The sequence below is a fragment of the Nitrospina watsonii genome, from assembly GCF_946900835.1.
Taxonomy (GTDB): Bacteria; Nitrospinota; Nitrospinia; order Nitrospinales; family Nitrospinaceae; genus Nitrospina; species Nitrospina watsonii.
The window spans coordinates 2,948,308-2,966,528 of sequence record NZ_OX336137.1 but is presented as its reverse complement, the minus strand read 5'-3'; the positions used below and the strand labels follow the sequence as shown (position 1 = coordinate 2,966,528).

The window sequence follows — 18,221 nt, the reverse complement described above, 5'->3', positions numbered from 1 at the left end:
TGATTTACTCCATGCCCAAACGGCTCAACAATAATCTTTTCGCTTCCCTGCGCCAAAAGCTCCGGCGCGAAACGCCTCCCGCCGAGCGCCTGTTATGGAGCCGTCTGCGTCGCAAACAATTGAACGGATACAAATTCCGCAGGCAGTATGGAATCGAAGAATATGTGGTGGACTTCTATTGCTCCGAGGCCTGTCTGGTGGTCGAGATCGACGGTCCGACGCATTTTAATGACGTGGCGGAACAACAGGATCCGGTGCGGCAACAACGGATCGAGAAGTTGGGCATCACCGTGTTGCGTTTCACCAATGACGAGGTTTACCGGAACATGGAAGGCGTGCTCACAAAAATTCTGGAACGGCTGGATGCGCCTGCCAGTTCGTCCGGAGCTTCGTAGAAAAGCGGCAGCAGAATCGAGGGACTCGATTCCGCGCATCGGTAACCTCCCCTCAATCCCCTCCTTGAAAAGGAGGGGAAGTGTTTAGGGATGCTCGACACAAAAACGGTTTCGGTAAACAGGTTGGTGAGTAGCTCTACCTTTATTCCCCCTCCCCTTTTCAAGGGGAGGGGTGGGAGGGGTTACGGATGTATCCTCCAATTTTTCGTGGCCAAGAAAAGACGGTGCTCCAAATGAATAGGAATATAAAGAAAACATTCATCAAATTTTTCTTTATCAATCTGTTTTTCCTCAATGCGTGTGAAATGAATTTAGACGTCGAAATAGACGCGGATAAATTCGATCCTAAAGAGCTGATTGGAACCTATAAGGGGCATCACAATAAGGTAGAAGATTATTTGGAACTGAAGGAGGATGGTTCCTTTACGCAGACGTTCATATTGCGAGAGGGAAGAAGTTTCGAGAATACTGGGATATGGAATTACAAAGTATCAAACTTCAATGATAAAAAATCTGTGCACATAGATTTTATTGAGATTGTCATTACTGGAATGATGAACGAAAACCCATCAATGGTATTTGGACCGCCAATCCAGAGAAAACCCTGACCGGGGAAATCCTGATTCCACTCGAAGTGGATTCTGGTTTCTATTATTTAAAGGAACAATAGCCCGTTTGCGGGGACCATCTCCCCTAACGGCCCGTCCGGAACGCTGTCGCAACCATGCTCTCAAGCACTTGAATGTCCAAGCCCTTATCGAAGGTCCGGGGTGTCCTGGGAAGAAGGGGTATAATGGAAGAGTTCAAGTTCCTAATGAAATGACACCGGGTGGCTGGAGCTCGTGGCCCCAAAGTGAAACACCCCATTTGAAAACGGGAACAAACCGCCGGGCGGGCCCGAGACACTCCCCTGAAGACTTGAGATGAGACCATGAGACACGGCTGGTTGAAGTTTTTCGAATATTTTCTGGAAAAGAAGCGAGCCGAATACGCCCGCCGTCCCTTCACACCCTATCCGCATTACCTGGCACCGTTTTTCGAGCCCCCGGATCGCAACCTCTCCACCGATCCCAAAATCCTCGAGAGGGTGGATGCGGTGCTGGAAGGCCTGCACCGTTTTTTTGAAGAACTGGGCGAGCCGTCCGGGACTGTCACTTTTCGCGAATACTGCGAACGCAAGCGGAACTTCATTGAGGCCGCGTGCCGTGGCAACGAATTGCTGTATGCCATTGCCTGGAACGAAGCCATCGGCGATGCGGCATTCCGCCGGCGGATCACGCGCGCCAAAATCGGACGAGGTTATCAAAAACCGCGTCAGCGGCCCCGGGTTCTGGTTGACCGCAACAATGTTTCCGCCAGTCTGCTGGAGGGCAAAATCATCGTCGACCTGCCCAACAACAAACTGCTCCTGCTTCCGGAAAAACTCGAGGAGCGCGCCATCCTTTCGGTGCTCCGGCACGGTGCCTCCAAAGGCAACTCATCGGACTACAAGATCGGTTGCCTGTACCGCAATTACCTGGAGCGTCCGCAGGGCTTCGACCGTGCCAAACGCGTCGGCCGTGAGTTCGGCCGCATGATCCACCACGCCAATCTGACGGTGGAGCTGAAAACTTCCGTCAACTACCTGCAAACCCGAAACCAGCCGGTGTATGTCAGCCGTTCGCCCAACACGCGGCAGTTGGCGGGCATCATCCGGTCCGTTCTGCAAGACCAGAACAGTTACCGCGACCGGCGGCCGATGGTCTACCACGAAGCGTTGGACTCGCAGAATTTCGGCCTGCTGACCGGCGAGTCGAAGGAAGAAGAACGCGGGCAGTTGTGCCGTTTTTTGAACGTATCCGAAGACGAGGGCAAACGCATTCTGAAGGATCCCCTGTTCTGCTACCCCGGCGGCGAAACTTTTTATGAAAACTACCAGTCCACCGTGGAGGGCGTTCACGAGATCGCCCACAACCACCCGGGCGCGCACGTGTCTTTGTTCACTCACTCCAGCATGATGCGCGCACTGATGATCTACCTCGACATGCGTCCGTTTGCGGAAGCGTACTATGAATACATGGCCTACCAGGAAGGGCAGGACAACGCCATCTTTCTGATCTACGAGGAAGGTTTGTTCAGCAGTTATTCCTGCGCCGTCGGCCTGTCCCGCGAGGAAGAAGAAGCGATCAAACGGGAAGAGGAAGCGCGGCAACAGGAGGAGGATCACCTGCGCAGTATCATCGAAATCACGCGGTCGGAGGTCAACCGCATTGCGCTCATCACGTCAGGAGGCGATGCGCCGGGCATGAACGCCGTGCTGAAAGCATTCATCGACAAATGCCTGTCGTTCGGTGTCAAGCCTTACGTGTTCCGCAAGGGCATCGAAGGCGTGTTCAAAAACGACGGGCAGGAATACACCGAGGAATCACAGCGCAAACTGTTGGCGTCTTCGGGCAGCGTGATCCAGTGCAACAAACGGTTCCGCGACATCGAGCAGGAAGGCGCGGAATACCAGGCCATCGACAGCCTGCGCAAGCACCAGTGCGATGCGCTCATCGTGCTGGGCGGCGACGGCTCCGTGCGCATGAGCAACAAACTGTTCCGCGCCGGCTATCCGGTGGTGGCCCTGCCCGCTTCCATCGACAACGACCTGCCGGTTTATTGTCTGGGGTTCGACTCCGCGCTGAACGCCACCATCGGCCTCATTCAGATGCTGGAATGGACCAGCCGCTCGATGGAACGCGTGCACTTCGCGGAGGTGTACGGCGCCGGGTCCGGCCACTTCGCACTGGCCCTCGCGCATGCGGTGAATCCCGAAGCCGTGCTGGTGAGCGAGATGAGAGAGATCGGCGTGGACATCGATGCGTTCATCGACACTTACTTGGTGGACAAGCTCATCTACAGTTTGAAGAAACGCGACAAGAGCCACATCGTGATCGTCAGTGAAATGCTCAAGCACCGCCATGTGATCGATCCCAAAGGCGGCGTCAGCGGGCTGGCTTCGGCAATTGAAGCGCGGTTGCGCGACCGCGGCGTGGAGGTGGAAGCACGTGAAAGCGTGTTCGCGCATTTGCAACGCGGCGCACCGGTCAGCCGCCTGGATCGGGAATACGGGCAGGACCTTGGACGCGAGACGGTATTCCGCATCAAAACCGACCTCGGCCGCTTTGCGGGCAAACTGCTGGGACGGGAATACCCCAGCAGTGAAACATGGACGACCCTGCCCCTGCATGCCTTGCCCAAACGCCAGTTCCGCTGGGACATCTACAAGGAAGTCAACCGCCCGGTCATCAACGCGGCAGCAGAGGACGATCGGCTTTGATTTTCAGGAAGCCAGGAAGTGTTGTTCCGGGCGCACATTAAGGATCTTTGCGTGGATCGGTGCGCTGGGAGGGTAGAGACGTTTTTTCGCGCGCGCGCTTAAAGCGAACCCAACGCCTTCTGAATCCGGTCCAAACCTTCTTCGATGTTTTGCAGGGAGGTGGCGAAGGACAGGCGCATGTTGGCGTCGGCACCGAAGGCGATGCCCGGCACCACGGCGACTTTTGCTTCTTCCAAGAGAAAGTCGGCGATGTCCAGCGATCCGTTCAGCGTCTTGCCTTGATACGTCCTGCCGTAGTACGCGGAGAAATCCGGGAAGCTGTAGAAACTCCCCACCGGTTTGTAACACGTCACGCCATCGATCGCCGCGTAGCGGTCCATCAGCACATTGCGCCGCTGGGTGAAGGCATCGACCATGCTGGCAATCGCCGTCTCCGTTTTGGCTCCGGCGAGCGCTTCCACGCAGGCCGCCTGCGCGATGGAGGTGGGGTTCGACGTGCTCTGTCCCTGGATTTTGTTCACCGCCTTCACGATGTCGGCTTCCGCTGCGAGGTAGCCGATGCGCCAACCGGTCATGGCGAAACATTTCGACGCGCCGTTGATGACGACGGTGTTCTTCCGCATCTCTTCGCTGAACGAAGCGACGCTCACGTGCTCGAAGCCGTCGAACACGATCTTCTCGTAAATCTCATCCGACACCACCATCAGCTTGTTTTTGAGCGCGACTTCCGCCAGCGCTTCCAGCTCGGTGCGCGTGTAGGCGGAGCCGGTCGGGTTCGACGGGCTGTTGATCACCACGGCGCGCGACTGGGGTGTGATGGCGGCCTGCAACTGTTCGGGCGTGATTTTGAAATCGTTGCTCTGTTCGGTCTCGACGATCACCGGCGTGGCGTCGGCCACGGTCACCATCTCCGGGTACGACACCCAGTAGGGCGCCGGGATGATCACCTCGTCGCCCTGGTCCCACAGCACCATCGCCAGGTTGTAGAAGGAATGCTTGGCGCCGCACGACACGATGACCTGATCGCGTGCATAGGTGAGCCCGTTGTCGCGCTTGAATTTTTCGATGATGGCGTCTTTCAGTTTGTCGGTGCCGCCGACCGGGGTGTAGTAGGTGTCGTTGTTGTGGATGGCGTCGATGGCCGCCTGCTTGATGTTTTCCGGCGTGCCGAAGTCGGGCTCGCCCGCGCCGAAGCCGATCACGTTGTCGCCCTGCGCCTTCATGGCGTTGGCCTTGGCGGTGATGGCGAGGGTCATGGACGGTTTGATGTTCTGGATGCGTTGCGAGAACTTCATAGCGGCTGAACCTTTGCGAATCCTTTCAGCACGGCTTTGGGAACCATCTTGCTGACGTCGCCGCCGTGCTTGGCGATTTCTTTAACGAAACTTGAGCTCAGAAATGAAAATTCCTGGCTCGGAATCATGAACACCGTTTCCAGCTTGTCATTGAGGTTGCGGTTCATCAAGCCCATCTGCAATTCGTACTCGAAATCCGAAACCGCGCGCAACCCCTTGACGATGATCGACGCCTTGATGCTGTCGCCGTAATCCGTGAGCAGCGTGTCGAACGGATGCACCGCGATGCTCTCATATTTCTTCACCGCGTCCTGAATGAACGACACACGGTCTTCCACCGCAAACAGCGGGTTCTTTTTGGGATTCAACGCCACCGCCACGATCAACTTGTCGCACAGGCACAGCGCCCGTTTCATGATGTCGAGGTGGCCGTTGGTGACCGGATCGAAGGTCCCCGGGTATATGGCGATGCGTGGTCGTTTCATCGACAGAAAAGAGAGTTGAAAAAGTGCGGAGTATAACTGCAAACCCGGTCGCTGGAAAAGTCTAAACCACGCGCCGGGGACAAAAACCTGGAGAAACCGGGATGGCATCCTGCTCAGGGCTCAGCAAACCTTCCTGACGCGGCCCCCTCATTCCCCTAGAAGAGCCTGGACGTTTCTCTTATGTATAGATAGGATTATTCTATGAGAGATGTAAGATTTCACGTGTTTTTTGTGGAAATCATCGAACTGACTCCATGATTAGTTATAACTATTTATATTTAAAAGCTTAATTCAATTTTTTTTAGATGATAATAAATCTTTTCCTATTTGGTTTCGATTTTTACTGAGTTGTTATCCGCGAAAAACTCCCCTGTAAAGCCATCCTGCCCGCCGCTCCCGCTGTTCGTAAAATGCGAATAAATCATTTATTTATAGTAGTTTATGTTATTTTTGGCTGTTTTTAAATTCTGATAAAATGAAAGTTCGTGTCGGCAAAACACTTACTTTTTCCTAAAATATATTGTATTTAAAGGCTTTATGGTTATAATGGAGGACCTTTTTGGGGATCTGTGGAAAACGGGGGTTTTGGGGCTGGAAATCGCTTAAAAAATAGTCTATAAATACCCCCTTTTAGGGGCCTGAAAAATTTCAAACAGGCTTGATAAAAAGGGTTTGACAAGGCATTTGGATTTAAGTATAAAGAGGCATGCACGGATTCCCCAGCACGTTAATTTTGCCTGGATTGGTGTTTTCAACATGTGGCGAACGGGTCCTAAAAATACATTTTCTCCACACCGGGAAAACCAGTTTGCAAGAACCTGGTATCTCGTTTCAAGGCCTTAAATAAGGCTGAAACGGGTATCAGGTTTTTTTTTGCTTGGGCCTTAATGTTGTTGGAAAAAATTTACATGTAAGTTTTTAGTCACTAGGGTCAGAAAAATGATTATTAATTTGTCACTTTTTGGAAGTAGGAAAGGAGGGTTTCTGGGCGGTCGCAGTCTGGCCGCCGGGGGAAGTTCTTTTTTGTAGGATTAAAGTTCGGTTTTTAAGCCAACTGTTAACCTAAGGGAGGTTTGAGTTTATGCGTTTGAATCGAAGAAAATTCTTGCAGGTGAGTGCTGGTGTGGCTTCGGCCATGGCGCTTTCGAGCAAGAGGGTAGGCGCTCAGTTGAAACCCGTCGTCAAGGTGGGCAATCCTCTGGAGTCTTATCCGGATCGGCGTTGGGAAGAAGTTTATCGCGATCAGTATAAGTATGAACGTTCGTTTACGTACTGCTGTTCCCCGAACGACACCCATCAGTGTCGTGTTCGTGGCTTCGTGCGTAACGGCATCTTGATGCGGATCGAGCAGAACTACGATCATCACAAGATTCGCGATCTGTACGGCAACCAGGCCGACGCTGCGTGGAACCCGCGCATGTGTCTGCGCGGCATGACGTTTCCGCGTCGTGTTTACGGACCGTACCGCAACAAGTATCCGATGCTCCGCGTTGGCTGGAAACAGTGGGCCGATGACGGCTTTCCGTATCTGGACAAGGAGAATCGGGAAAAATATAAGTTTACCAGCCGGGGCACGGACGAATTCGTTCGCTTGACCTGGGATCAGACCTTCACCTATCTGGCCAAAGGTCACGTAGCCGTAGCGAAAGCTTACAGCGGTGCGCGTGGTGCTCAGCGCCTGAAGAACGAAGGTTATCAGCCCGAAATGATCGAAGCCATGGGTGGCTCCGGCCCGCGTACCATGAAGTATCGTGGTGGTATGGGTATGCTGGGTGTCATCGGTAAATACGGTATCTACCGTGTTTCGAACATGATGGGTCTGTTGGATTCGATCGTTCGCGGTCGCGGTCCGGGTCAGGTACTGGGTGGACGCGCATGGTCCAACTACACCTGGCATGGTGACCAGGCTCCGGGACATTCCTGGACGCATGGCATGCAGACTTCCGACATCGACTTCGCCGACCACCGGTATGCGAAGCTGACCATTCAGTGGGGTAAAAACCTCATCGAAAACAAAATGCCGGAAGCTCACTGGTACACGGAAATCATGGAACGTGGTGGTACGCTGGTCACGGTTTCTCCGGAATACAACCCGCCCGCAACCAAGGCGGACTACTGGATTCCGTGCCGAGCCGGCGCCTCCGACATTTCCATTTTCCTGGGAACCGCAAAGATCATCATGGACGAGGGTCTCGTTGACGTGGATTACGTCAAAGAGTACACCGACATGCCCCTGCTGGTCCGCACGGACAACCTGATCCGGTTGCATCCCGATGACTACATCCCCGGTTACAAAAACCAGCCGCTGCCTAAGGATGGTTTTACGACCAAGTGGATGAAGAACTTCAACCGGGAGAAAATGCCGGACTTCGTAGTTTGGGACACCAACACCGACAAACCGGTCGCCATCACGCGTGAAGACATTGGCGCGAAGATGAAGAAGAAGAACATCGACCCGGCTTTGGATGGTGTTTATGACATCAAGCTGGTCAACGGCAAGACCATCACCGTTATGCCGCTGTACGAGATGTACAAGATCCATCTGAAGGATTACGATCTGGATACGGTTAACCAGATTTCCCATTCTCCGAAGGATCTGATTGTACGTCTGGCACGCGACATGGGTACCATCAAGCCGGTGGAAATCCATTACGGTGAAGGCATCAACCATTACTTCCACGCCACCATGCACAACCGTGCATCGTATGTGCCCCTCATGCTGACGGGTAACGTCGGACCCAAGGGTTCCGGTTCCCACACCTGGGCGGGTAACTACAAGGCTGGTAACTACCAGGGTTCTCACTGGTCGGGACCGGGCTTTGCAGCGATGGTTGCGGAAGATCCCTTCAATCCGGTTCTCGATATCAGCCAGAACGTGGACTGGAAAAGCGTTAAGGGTTATATGAAGGGTGAGGAAGTAGGTTACTGGGCGCATCGTGATAAAGCGCTGATCGTCAATACCCCGCGGTATGGACGTAAAGTGTTCACGGGCCGCACCCATATGCCGACTCCGACCAAGCTCATCTGGTTCGTTAACGTTAACGTCATCAACAACGCGAAGTGGTTCTACGAGATGGTGTTCAACACCAACAACAACGTAGACATGATCGTGGCTCAGGACATCGAGTTCACCGGTTCCTGCGAGTACGCTGACTTTGTACTGGCGGCGAACAGCTGGGCTGAGTTCGAGTCTTACGAGATCACTTCGGCGTGTTCGAACCCGTTCCATCAGATCTGGGGCGGCACCGGCATCAAACCGGTATTCGATACGATCGATGACAACCTGATCCATCGTGAGTTCGCCAAGCGTCTCGCCCAGGTAACGGGTGACAAACGGTTTGCGGACTACATGAAGGTTTACGAAGGTGAAGCTCCCAACCGGACGAAGGCGCAGATCCGTCGGCTGTTCACGACGGGTACTTCGGGTATGGGTTACAACATCGACGACATCATCAACGGCAAATATGGTGAGCCGGGTGCCTGTCTGTTGCTGTACCGCACCTATCCGCGGTCTCCGTTCTGGGAGATGTACACCGAGTCGAAACCCTTCTACACTCCGAACGGTCGTATCCAGTTCTACAATGATGAGCCGGAAGCGATTGAATGGGGTGAAAACTTCATCGTTCACAGAGAAGGCCCGGAAGCGACGCCTTATCTGCCGAACGTTATTGTATCCACCAACCCCTACATCCGCCCGGACGATTACGGGATTCCGGAAGACGAGCAGGATCCGGATCTGCGTCACGTTCGTAACATCAAGAAGCCGTGGTCATCGGTGCGTACGACCAAGAACTTCTTGTGGGAGAAGGGGTACCGGTTCTACTGCGTCACTCCGAAATCCAGACATACGGCTCATTCGTCCTGGGCGACGACTGACTGGAACATGATCTGGAACAACAACTTCGGCGATCCTTACCGCATGGACAAGCGGTCTCCGGGTGTTGGTGAGTGGCAGGTGCACATGAACCCGTTCCTGTGTAAGGACCTGGGTATCAACGACGGCGACTACGTCTACGTGGACGCGAATCCGGCCGACCGCCCGTACATGGGCTGGAAGCCTTCGGATCCGCGCTACAAAGTTGCCCGCCTGATGCTGCGTGCGAAGTACAACCCGGCCTATCCGTATCACACCGCGATGATGAAACACGCAACGTGGTCGAGTACGGAACGTTCGGTGAAAGCGCACGAAGAGCGTCCGGACGGACGTGCGTTGTCGATGACGACTCCGTACCAGTCCAACTTCCGGTACGGCGGTCAGCAGTCGATCACCCGATCCTGGTTGATGCCGATGCATCAGACGGACAGTCTGTTCCATAAGGCAAAATCCAAGATGAAGTTCCTGCACGGGTACGAAGCAGACAACCATGCCATCAACGCCACGCCGAAAGAGACGCTGGTCAAGTTCTCGAAGGCGGAAGATGGTGGTATGCATGGTAAGGGACTGTGGGAGCCGGTACGTACCGGTTACACCCCGGAGTCTCCGTTGAAAGACCGTTTCGCAGAGATGTACCTGGCAGGTCAGTACGTCCGCGTGAAGATTTAAAGTGTGTGTGGCGGGCCTCCTTTTGGCGGCCCGCCGCCGGCTTTAAAACGGTGTTTCAAACCTAAACAGCAACCGGGACCGAAGCCCTGACGGGCAACGGTTTTAATGGAGGTTACAAGATGCCTGAAGTCTATAACTGGCAGTTGGGTCGCATGATGACCTACATTTACGAAGAGAAGCATCCGAAAGAACAGTTCACGTTCGTGTTCAACACGAACCGCTGCATTGCATGTCAGACATGCACGATGGCGCACAAGTCGACCTGGACGTTTTCGAAGGGCCAGGAGTACATGTGGTGGAACAACGTGGAGACGAAGCCTTACGGCGGGTATCCGCAGTTCTGGGATTGGAAGATCCTGAAGATGCTGGAGCAGTCGAATCCGGGTCAGAACGTATGGAACGTTCGCAAGACGTCGAACAAGGCGATTCACGGTGTGTACGAAGGTGTGACCATCTTCGAGGCGCCGGCCAAGATCGGCTTGAATCAGCAGGCGATCGGTTACGTTCCGACGGACGAAGAGTGGCGCTTCCCGAACTTCGGTGAAGACACCGCTCACGGCCGTGAGTTCACGCAGTCGCGCGAAGGAACGTTTGGCGGCGACAACGGCGTGAAGTCGGTTCTGCCTGAACATAAAATCTGGTTTTTTTACCTGCAGCGGATCTGCAACCACTGCACGTATCCGGGTTGTCTGGCGGCGTGCCCGCGCAAGGCGATCTACAAGCGTCAGGAAGACGGGATCGTACTGATCGATCAGTCCCGCTGCCGCGGATACAAAAAGTGCGTGGAGCAGTGCCCGTACAAGAAACCGATGTTCCGGGGTACGACGCGTATTTCGGAAAAATGCATCGCGTGTTACCCGCGCATCGAAGGACTGGATCCTTTGACCGAGGGTGACCAGATGGAGACCCGTTGTATGGCGGCTTGCGTCGGCAAGATTCGTCTTCAGGGCCTCGTGAAAATCGGTTCTAACGGGGAATGGGCTCACGATCCGGACAATCCTCAGTACTACCTGATCAAGGACCGGAAAGTGGCTCTGCCGTTGTACCCGCAGTTTGGTACGGAGCCGAACGGGTATTATGTTCCGTCCCGCCATGTGCCGCGATCGTATTCGCAGCAGATGTTCGGACCGGGCGTGGATCACTCGATCGATCAGTACATGGTTCCGGACCGGGATCTTTTGGGTGTCTTGCAGTTGTTCCGGACGACGCAGCGCATCATCTTCAAGTGGAAGCGCGAGCCGGGTCCGAAGATCTTCGAGACCAATATTCACGGCAAGAAGTTCGAGATGTACAACGACACCATCATCGGGTTTAACCGGAAGGGTAAGGAGATCATCCGTGTCACGGTTGAAGAGCCTTTCTACGTCCGTCCCGAAGAACATCCTGGTGCGTTCTAAGTCGGGTCTCATCTGCCATACCGGGACAGGGGTTCGCCCCTGTTCCGGGAGGCGGTTTGAAACCCCGGTTTGGAGTGCGAGGGATGGAGCTGGCAAACCCGGAAACTGCTAAACAGGAGGAAAACCGTGAAAATGAAAAAAACCGTTGTATTCGTAATGATTGCCGCGTTCGTTCTGGGCAGTGCGATGGTGTCGTCGGCGGCAACCATCGAAGCCTTGAATGTTGGCAAGCGGGACATTCCGATTGACCCAACCGATCCTTTCTGGTCCAACTATGGTCCGACCAAGGATCGGCACATTGTCATCGATATGGACCCGCAGATGATCACCAACCCGATGTGGCCGAACCCGGCTACGAAGTGGGTGAACGTCAAAGCGGCCAGGAACGATAAGGAACTCGCCGTTCGCCTGGAGTGGAGCGACGGTGACCGCAATGACATCATGGTCCAGTCGCAGCATTACAAGGACCAGGCGGCGCTGATGTTCCCTGTCAAAGCCGGCAGTGAACCTCCGTTCACCATGGGTTCTGATGGCGAGCGCGTCAACATCTGGCAGTGGAAAGCCACGTGGGACAAGGAAGGCGCCGGCAAGGCCGGTAACTCTGGAATGCAGGACATGGAGGACTACTACGCCGACATGGCCATGGGTTCCGCGGGTTACTACATGTATGAGCCGGATGGCGATCTGTTGCTGAAGGGCGCTCTGAAGTCGGATATGACCGGCAGCAAGGACGAGCGCGCTAAAGGCGGCGTTCACACCGGTGGCGCGGGCGAAATCGCCAATCGTTCGACCTATGTGGACTTTGGCATGGGTAAAAACGAAGGCGTTTACAACCCGGGCCGCGCTACACACAATATCCTGTCCGACGCTTCCATGCGCCGGTCTCCGGTGGAAGACCTCAACGCTGAGGGCTTCTCCACGCTGACCACGCAGGCGAACCAGGACGTCGATGGCAAAGGCAACTGGAGCAACAACCGGTGGGCCGTTGTTTTCAAGCGCAGCTTGAAGACGGATGATGCCAACGACGCTCAGTTCTCGAGCGGCAAGGTTCCGATGGCCATCGCTATCTGGAATGGACAGAACAAGGAACGTAACGGCCAGAAAGCCATTACGGCCTGGAATACCCTGAAGTACTAACTGACGGGCATTCTCAAAATACAAACCGGGAATGGGTTTCGACCCATTCCCGGTTTTTTATTGCCTGCAAAATTTCTGATGAGGTAGCTGGAAGCCCGCCTCACTCCATCTCCCAGCCCATATCCATCCAACGCTGCATCCCACCCTGGCTGACACAAATGATGTTGCTCAGGCCGGCCTCCTCCAAGGTTTCGGCCGCCTGCTTTGCACGTCCACCCATTTTGCAATGCACATAGACATTTTTATATTTCTTCAGGTCTTCGGCAATACCGGCTACTTCCTCGTGCGTCTGGTTGCGCGCACCTTTGATGTGACCTTCCTCAAATTCCTCATCCGTACGCACATCCAGAATCAAATCATCCGGACCCATGTCAGACACCCGCTCGTGCAATTCATCAACGCTTATATGTTCCATAGACGAACCCTCTCCTCTTTAGAAACAGAAGAACTCCGTTAGTTGATTGTTAAAATCCCGGAACCCGGCAATTTTGACACCTGAGACACGGTGTCCCGGAAATTTCTGCCAAAAATCCGACGCCCGCGTGAGCCAGAACGGCCTTGGTTTCGACCCCGGAAGGGAGTGTTAAATCCAACAATAAAAGGGGTTTGCAGGCTGCTTAGTAACAGAAAAACAGATGCTTAAGTTTTGGCACCGTTCTTGCTGACTTGGGTGCATCGGGCCAAAAGGAGTCACTCATGCAAGAAGGTTTATATATAGCATCCTCAGCCGGGGTGAAGCAACACAGAAAGCTGGAGGTTATCAGCAACAACCTCGCCAATCTGAACACCCCCGGCTTTAAAAAAGACGACCTCGTATTCAAAGAAATGGTGCCGCCATTCGCAGCTCAGGAAAGCATGGCGAACAACCGCAACACCCTGCTGCCCATGGGCCTTTCCAATCATGCTGTGAGTTATGTGGAAGTCAACGGCCAGACCACGGATTTCCAACAAGGCACGCTGCTGAACACTGGAAACGATTTGGACCTGGCGCTGGACGGTGACGGCTTTTTCGCCGTGACCACGCCACAGGGCACCCGTTACACACGGGTCGGTAACTTCAAGCTCAATGAGCAGGGTCAATTCGTAGATAAGAACGGACACCTCATCCAGACGACAGACGACAAACCTCTTTTGATTCCGCCGACCGGGGGTCAGATCACCATCGACAGGCAAGGCACCGTCTCGATCGGAAGTGGTCTTGAAGTTCAGCCCGTTGGCCAGGTGAAGGTGGTGCGGTTCGAAGATCAGTCGGCGTTGTTAAAGGAAGGTGACGGCATGTATGTGATGGAGGATCCGGATCAGCAACCGCTTCCCAACGAGCAGGCGAGCGTCATGCAGGGTTTTGTGGAGACCAGCAATGTCAGCGCCATTGAAGAAATGAGCAAAATGATCCAGACCGTGAGAACGTTCGAAGCGTATCAACGGATCATTCAATCAATAGACGAAGCCGATCAGAATTCGGTCAACAGCATTGCGCGATTGGCGTGACACGTTCGCAGACGTAACACGCCGTCCAAAACTTTACAGCAATAAAGGAACATAGCCATGATTCGATCGCTATTCACCGCAGCAACCGGGATGAACGCCCAGGACCTGAACGTGAGCGTGATATCCAATAACCTGGCCAACGTGAACACTTCTGGTTTCAAGCGAAGCCGTGCAGATTTTCAGGATCTGCTGTACCAGACGCTGAGATTACAGGGAACGCTTTCCAACACCGGTAACCAGGTTCCGACGGGTATCCAGCTGGGTCTGGGTGTGAAACCGGCAGCGGTTCAGAAAATATTTTTGCAAGGGGATTTTGCCCAGACGCAGAACCCGTTGGATATCGCGATCGAAGGCGAGGGATTTTTCCAAATCACGACACCAAGCGGTAACATCGCCTATACCCGCTCCGGCACGTTCAAACTGAATCAGACGGGACAGATCGTCACTTCGGACGGTTTGCTCATGCAGCCTGCCGTTACCATACCGCAGAACGCACTGGCCATTTCGGTGGACCCCTCCGGGGTGGTGTCCGTCACCCAGCCGAACTCGCCGACTCCCTCGGTTGTGGGAAACATTCAGACTGCCACGTTTCAAAACCCGGCCGGCCTTCAGGCCCTGGGTGACAACCTGTTTTTACAAACCGGATCTTCGGGAACGCCCATTGTCGGAACGCCGGGCCTGGATAACCGGGGAACCGTCAAGCAGGGATTCCTGGAGCTGTCCAATGTGAGCGTGGTGGAGGAGCTGGTGAACCTGATCACCGCGCAACGGGCCTACGAGGTCAATTCCCGGACAGTTCAAACCGCGGACGAGATGCTTCAGATTGCGAGCAACCTGAAACGTTGATGAGGGGCCACAATGATTAACAAAACCAGAAAAAGATTCCAGAGTCACCTGCTGCTCGTAGCCAGCCTTCTGGTTTGCCTGATTGCAATTTCTGGCATCCCGGCTTGGGCGTCTTCCACCACCCAGGTGATTGAAGTGGAAGTCATCCGGGAGAAAGCGCTTCAATATTTGACCCGTCAGTTGACGTGGCCTCGCGATCGCATGCAGGTGGATATCATTTATAAAGGTGGGGATGTGAACTTGCCGGAAGGCATGGTGGATTTTGAATTCCGCTTTCCCGGGCATAAGAACCGGCTGGGGACGATACCCTTCAACCTGACTTTCCGCGTCGATAATGTTATCAGGCATCGGGCAACCATTCTGGCCAATGTTGAAGTTCGATTTGATGTGGTCCAGGCAACGACAACCATGCAGAGGGGTCACGTCATTTCCGAGGAAGATGTGAAGCTGGTGGAGATCGCTTCCACCAACCCGCTCATGAATAACATCATGACCAATACAACCGATGTGATTGGCCAGGAGGTTGTGAGCAATCTCAGGTCAGGGGACATGATATCCAATTATATGATCAAGCGGGTGCATGTCGTCAAACGTGGGGATCGGATCCTGTTGGTTGCTGAAAAGGGGCCGCTGCGAATCACCGCACCCGGACTTGTCCAGGAAAACGGATTCCAGGATGCCATGGTGAGGGTGCAAAACCTTCAAACCCAAAAAACCGTTTACGGAACCGTCATGGATTCCAAAACCGTGAAAGTGGAATTTTAAAATGAACGCCGGAATGCAAACCATATTTCGCAGAATTCTGGTAATGGCTCTCACCCTGCCTGCGCTGGCCCTGGGCGGGTGTGCGGGATTGAAAGAAAAAAGATCGGATCCGGCTGAGGACATCCTCAAGCATGCCATTTATGAGGAAAAAGCAAATCCGTATCAACGCATGGAGGGCTCCCTGTGGCCTGGGGAAGCTTCGGAGAATTTGCTTTTTGCGGACACCAAGGCGAAACAGATGGGAGATGTGGTGACCATTGAGCTGGAGGAAAACTTCACTTCCTCAAACTCGGCCACCACGGCCACTTCGCGCGATTCCACCATCGACCTCGAAACGGGGAGCGTGCTGGGCCTGCCCACGAACCTGGGCGTCTCCAATTTTCTTGGAAGCACGCAGTCGTTCAATCCGAATTTAAGTACCAGTGTCGGCCGTGCGCACGATGGAGAAGGCACCACCACGCGCGCGGGAACCATGACAGGCACCATGGCGGCGGTCATTACGGAAGTCTTGCCCAATGGAGTTTTTAAAATTGAAGGACGCCGCACGGTGATGGTGAACGACGAGGACCAGACCATGGTTCTTGGAGGCTTGATCCGTCGTGTGGATATCGGTTTCGACAACACCATCTCGTCGCAGAACATCGCCAATGCCTCGATCACGTATTCAGGCAAAGGCGTGGTCTCGGAAGAACAGAACCCGGGTTGGTTTTCCCGGTTCCTGGCGCGCATCTGGCCGTTTTAGTCATGATCAGAGAGCAAACACATATTTTAGACGGGAGAGAACCTAATGATTCGTAAGCGGATGCTGTTCAAGGTGTTTGCGTTCCTGCTCTGTTTCTTCATGCTTCCGGAGAACGCCGGGGCCATTCGCATCAAAGAGCTGGCCAATGTCAACGGAGTCCGCGCCAACCAATTGATCGGGTTTGGTCTGGTGATTGGACTGGCCAACACCGGTGACCGGGCCACCAACGTATTCTTCTCAATCCAGACCATGGTCAACATGTTGCAGAAGCTGGGCGTGACCGTTCCTCAGGATCGAGTGGACCAGTTGCAGTTCAAGAACGCCGCCACCGTCATGGTGACCGCCGAACTGCCGCCCTTCGCGCATCAGGGTGATCGCATCGATGTCACCGTGTCCTCACTCGGTGACTCGCGCAGTCTGCAAGGGGGCACGTTGCTGATGACGCCGCTGAAAGGACCGGACTCGACCACCTATGCCGTGGCGCAGGGCCCGGTTTCCATTGGTGGTTTTGCCGTTCAGGGCCAGGGGCAGGGCATTCAGGAAAACCATTTGAACGTGGGCCGGATCTCCGGCGGCGGGATGGTGGAAAGAGAATTGCCCAATACGTTCAACGTCAAAAAAGAAATCATTCTATCGCTCAAGCAAACCGATTTCACCACCGGCAACCGCATTGCAAAAAAAATCAACTCGATCCTGAAAGACGAATTCGCGACAACTCTCGATGGGCGCACCATCCACATCAAAGTGCCCAAGTTTTACAAGGACAACGTTTCGGAATTCGTGACGCAGATCGAAGTGCTGGAAGTCCAACCCGATTCCGTGGCGAAGGTGATCATAGATGAGAGAACCGGCACCGTGGTCATGGGGGATAACGTAAAAATATCGAGGGTGGCAGTCGCTCACGGGAATTTATTTGTCCAGGTCACGGAGCAACCCATCGTTTCCCAGCCGGAGCCTTTATCGGAAGGGGAAACGGTGATCCTTCCCAGAACCCGGATTGCCGTGGGAGAAGATGAAGACCGCTTGATTGTCGTGCCCGAAGGCATCGACCTGGGAGAGGTGGTGACCGGGCTCAACGCCATCGGCGTGACGCCGCGTGACCTGATTTCGATACTTCAGGCGATCAAGGCGGCGGGATCGCTGCACGCCGAACTGGATGTCATTTAAGCAAACAAATCAGGAGAGGGGTGATCGACATGAATGGGTTTGAGCAAATTCAAAAATCAATGGAGCGGATTAAAAACTGGAGTTTCGATTTCATCGCGCTGCACGCGAAGGTGATCGGCCTGGTTTTCATCCTGGTATTCCTCTCGGCGTGTGAAATCAAAATGGCTCCTTCCAAATTCTGGGAAACGGTCTTCACGCCGGACACCGACTCCGAGTACTACAAGAAAAAGTCGGAGAATCTGGTGCAAGACCTCACCCAGGGCGCGCAGGAATACGAGATCAACAAGGTGGTGGTGATGGATCTGGTGGACGACGAAAACCGGGTTCCCATTCTGGGCGAGTACATGTCCTCGCGCGTGGTGGAAGCCATCACCCGCGGCCGCTTCTTCCGCGTTTCGCAGAAAGGCGAGGTCATGGAAACGCTGGAACGGCTGGAACTGAAACCGTCCATCCGCTACACGAAAGAAGAGATTCAACGCATCGGCCACGAACTGAAAGCGCAGGCGATCATCAGCGGCAAGGTCCGTGACATCGGCGCCAACATCGACGTGCATGTGGCGCTGGTGGATATCGCCAGCGGTGAAGTCATTTCCTCCGCCACCGAACAGTTGAACCGCACCCGCTTCGCGGTTGAGCTGCTGCGCCATTACTGACCGGCCC

At 54.2% G+C, this 18,221-nt stretch carries 15 protein-coding genes; 12 read left to right on the top strand and 3 right to left on the bottom strand.

Annotated elements, in window-relative coordinates; all coding sequences use genetic code 11:
• Positions 1–11: 11 nt before the first annotated feature.
• From QML71_RS13830 to QML71_RS13820, 3 genes are all read left to right on the top strand, one after another.
• On the top strand, positions 12–395 hold the full coding sequence (locus QML71_RS13830; RefSeq protein ID WP_282012514.1) for an endonuclease domain-containing protein: 384 nt from the start codon (positions 12–14) through the stop codon (positions 393–395).
• A gap of 305 nt (positions 396–700) precedes the next feature.
• Entirely contained in the window at positions 701–1,003 is a 303-nt protein-coding gene (locus QML71_RS13825; RefSeq protein WP_282012513.1) for a hypothetical protein, read from the top strand.
• Between the two features lie 323 nt (positions 1,004–1,326).
• Entirely contained in the window at positions 1,327–3,696 is a 2,370-nt protein-coding gene (locus QML71_RS13820; protein ID WP_282012512.1) for a 6-phosphofructokinase, read from the top strand.
• 98 nt (positions 3,697–3,794) lie between these two features.
• On the opposite strand, the gene QML71_RS13815 is transcribed toward QML71_RS13820, so the two are convergent.
• Both QML71_RS13815 and coaD read right to left on the bottom strand, forming a co-directional pair.
• The gene (locus tag QML71_RS13815; RefSeq protein ID WP_282012511.1) at positions 3,795–4,991 is read right to left on the bottom strand and encodes a pyridoxal phosphate-dependent aminotransferase; all 1,197 of its coding nucleotides are present in this window, start codon (positions 4,989–4,991) and stop codon (positions 3,795–3,797) included.
• Positions 4,988–5,476, bottom strand: a complete 489-nt coding sequence (coaD, locus tag QML71_RS13810) for a pantetheine-phosphate adenylyltransferase (protein ID WP_282012510.1) — start codon at positions 5,474–5,476, stop codon at positions 4,988–4,990. The genes QML71_RS13815 and coaD overlap by 4 nt, the downstream gene beginning before the upstream one ends.
• Positions 5,477–6,557: 1,081 nt before the next feature.
• On the opposite strand from coaD, the gene QML71_RS13805 reads away from it, so the two are divergent.
• From QML71_RS13805 to QML71_RS13795, 3 genes are all read left to right on the top strand, one after another.
• The gene (locus QML71_RS13805; protein ID WP_282012509.1) at positions 6,558–10,019 is read left to right on the top strand and encodes a molybdopterin-dependent oxidoreductase; all 3,462 of its coding nucleotides are present in this window, start codon (positions 6,558–6,560) and stop codon (positions 10,017–10,019) included.
• 119 nt (positions 10,020–10,138) lie between these two features.
• On the top strand, positions 10,139–11,416 hold the full coding sequence (locus QML71_RS13800; protein WP_282010529.1) for a 4Fe-4S dicluster domain-containing protein: 1,278 nt from the start codon (positions 10,139–10,141) through the stop codon (positions 11,414–11,416).
• A gap of 69 nt (positions 11,417–11,485) precedes the next feature.
• A complete protein-coding gene (locus QML71_RS13795) occupies positions 11,486–12,553 on the top strand; it encodes an ethylbenzene dehydrogenase-related protein (RefSeq protein ID WP_282010530.1) in 1,068 nt (355 codons plus the stop codon).
• Between the two features lie 100 nt (positions 12,554–12,653).
• Here QML71_RS13795 and QML71_RS13790 read toward each other — a convergent pair whose 3' ends face one another.
• Positions 12,654–12,968 (bottom strand): rhodanese-like domain-containing protein, encoded by a 315-nt coding sequence (locus tag QML71_RS13790; protein WP_282012508.1) that lies wholly within the window; start codon positions 12,966–12,968, stop codon positions 12,654–12,656.
• Between the two features lie 281 nt (positions 12,969–13,249).
• On the opposite strand from QML71_RS13790, the gene flgF reads away from it, so the two are divergent.
• From flgF to QML71_RS13760, 6 genes are read left to right on the top strand one after another with little or no spacing between them, the layout of a single operon-like run.
• Positions 13,250–14,041: a flagellar basal-body rod protein FlgF gene (flgF, locus tag QML71_RS13785; RefSeq protein WP_282012507.1), complete on the top strand. Its 792-nt coding sequence runs from the start codon at positions 13,250–13,252 to the stop codon at positions 14,039–14,041.
• 57 nt (positions 14,042–14,098) lie between these two features.
• The gene (gene flgG, locus QML71_RS13780; protein WP_282012506.1) at positions 14,099–14,887 is read left to right on the top strand and encodes a flagellar basal-body rod protein FlgG; all 789 of its coding nucleotides are present in this window, start codon (positions 14,099–14,101) and stop codon (positions 14,885–14,887) included.
• Positions 14,888–14,899: 12 nt separating this feature from the next.
• A complete protein-coding gene (flgA, locus tag QML71_RS13775; protein ID WP_282012505.1) occupies positions 14,900–15,652 on the top strand; it encodes a flagellar basal body P-ring formation chaperone FlgA in 753 nt (250 codons plus the stop codon).
• A 13-nt stretch (positions 15,653–15,665) separates the two neighbouring features.
• Complete coding sequence (locus tag QML71_RS13770) at positions 15,666–16,394, top strand: flagellar basal body L-ring protein FlgH (protein WP_282012504.1); 729 nt, start codon at positions 15,666–15,668, stop codon at positions 16,392–16,394.
• 60 nt (positions 16,395–16,454) lie between these two features.
• A complete protein-coding gene (locus tag QML71_RS13765; RefSeq protein WP_345742355.1) occupies positions 16,455–17,561 on the top strand; it encodes a flagellar basal body P-ring protein FlgI in 1,107 nt (368 codons plus the stop codon).
• Between the two features lie 29 nt (positions 17,562–17,590).
• Positions 17,591–18,214: a FlgO family outer membrane protein gene (locus QML71_RS13760; RefSeq protein ID WP_282012594.1), complete on the top strand. Its 624-nt coding sequence runs from the start codon at positions 17,591–17,593 to the stop codon at positions 18,212–18,214.
• Positions 18,215–18,221: the final 7 nt, after the last annotated feature.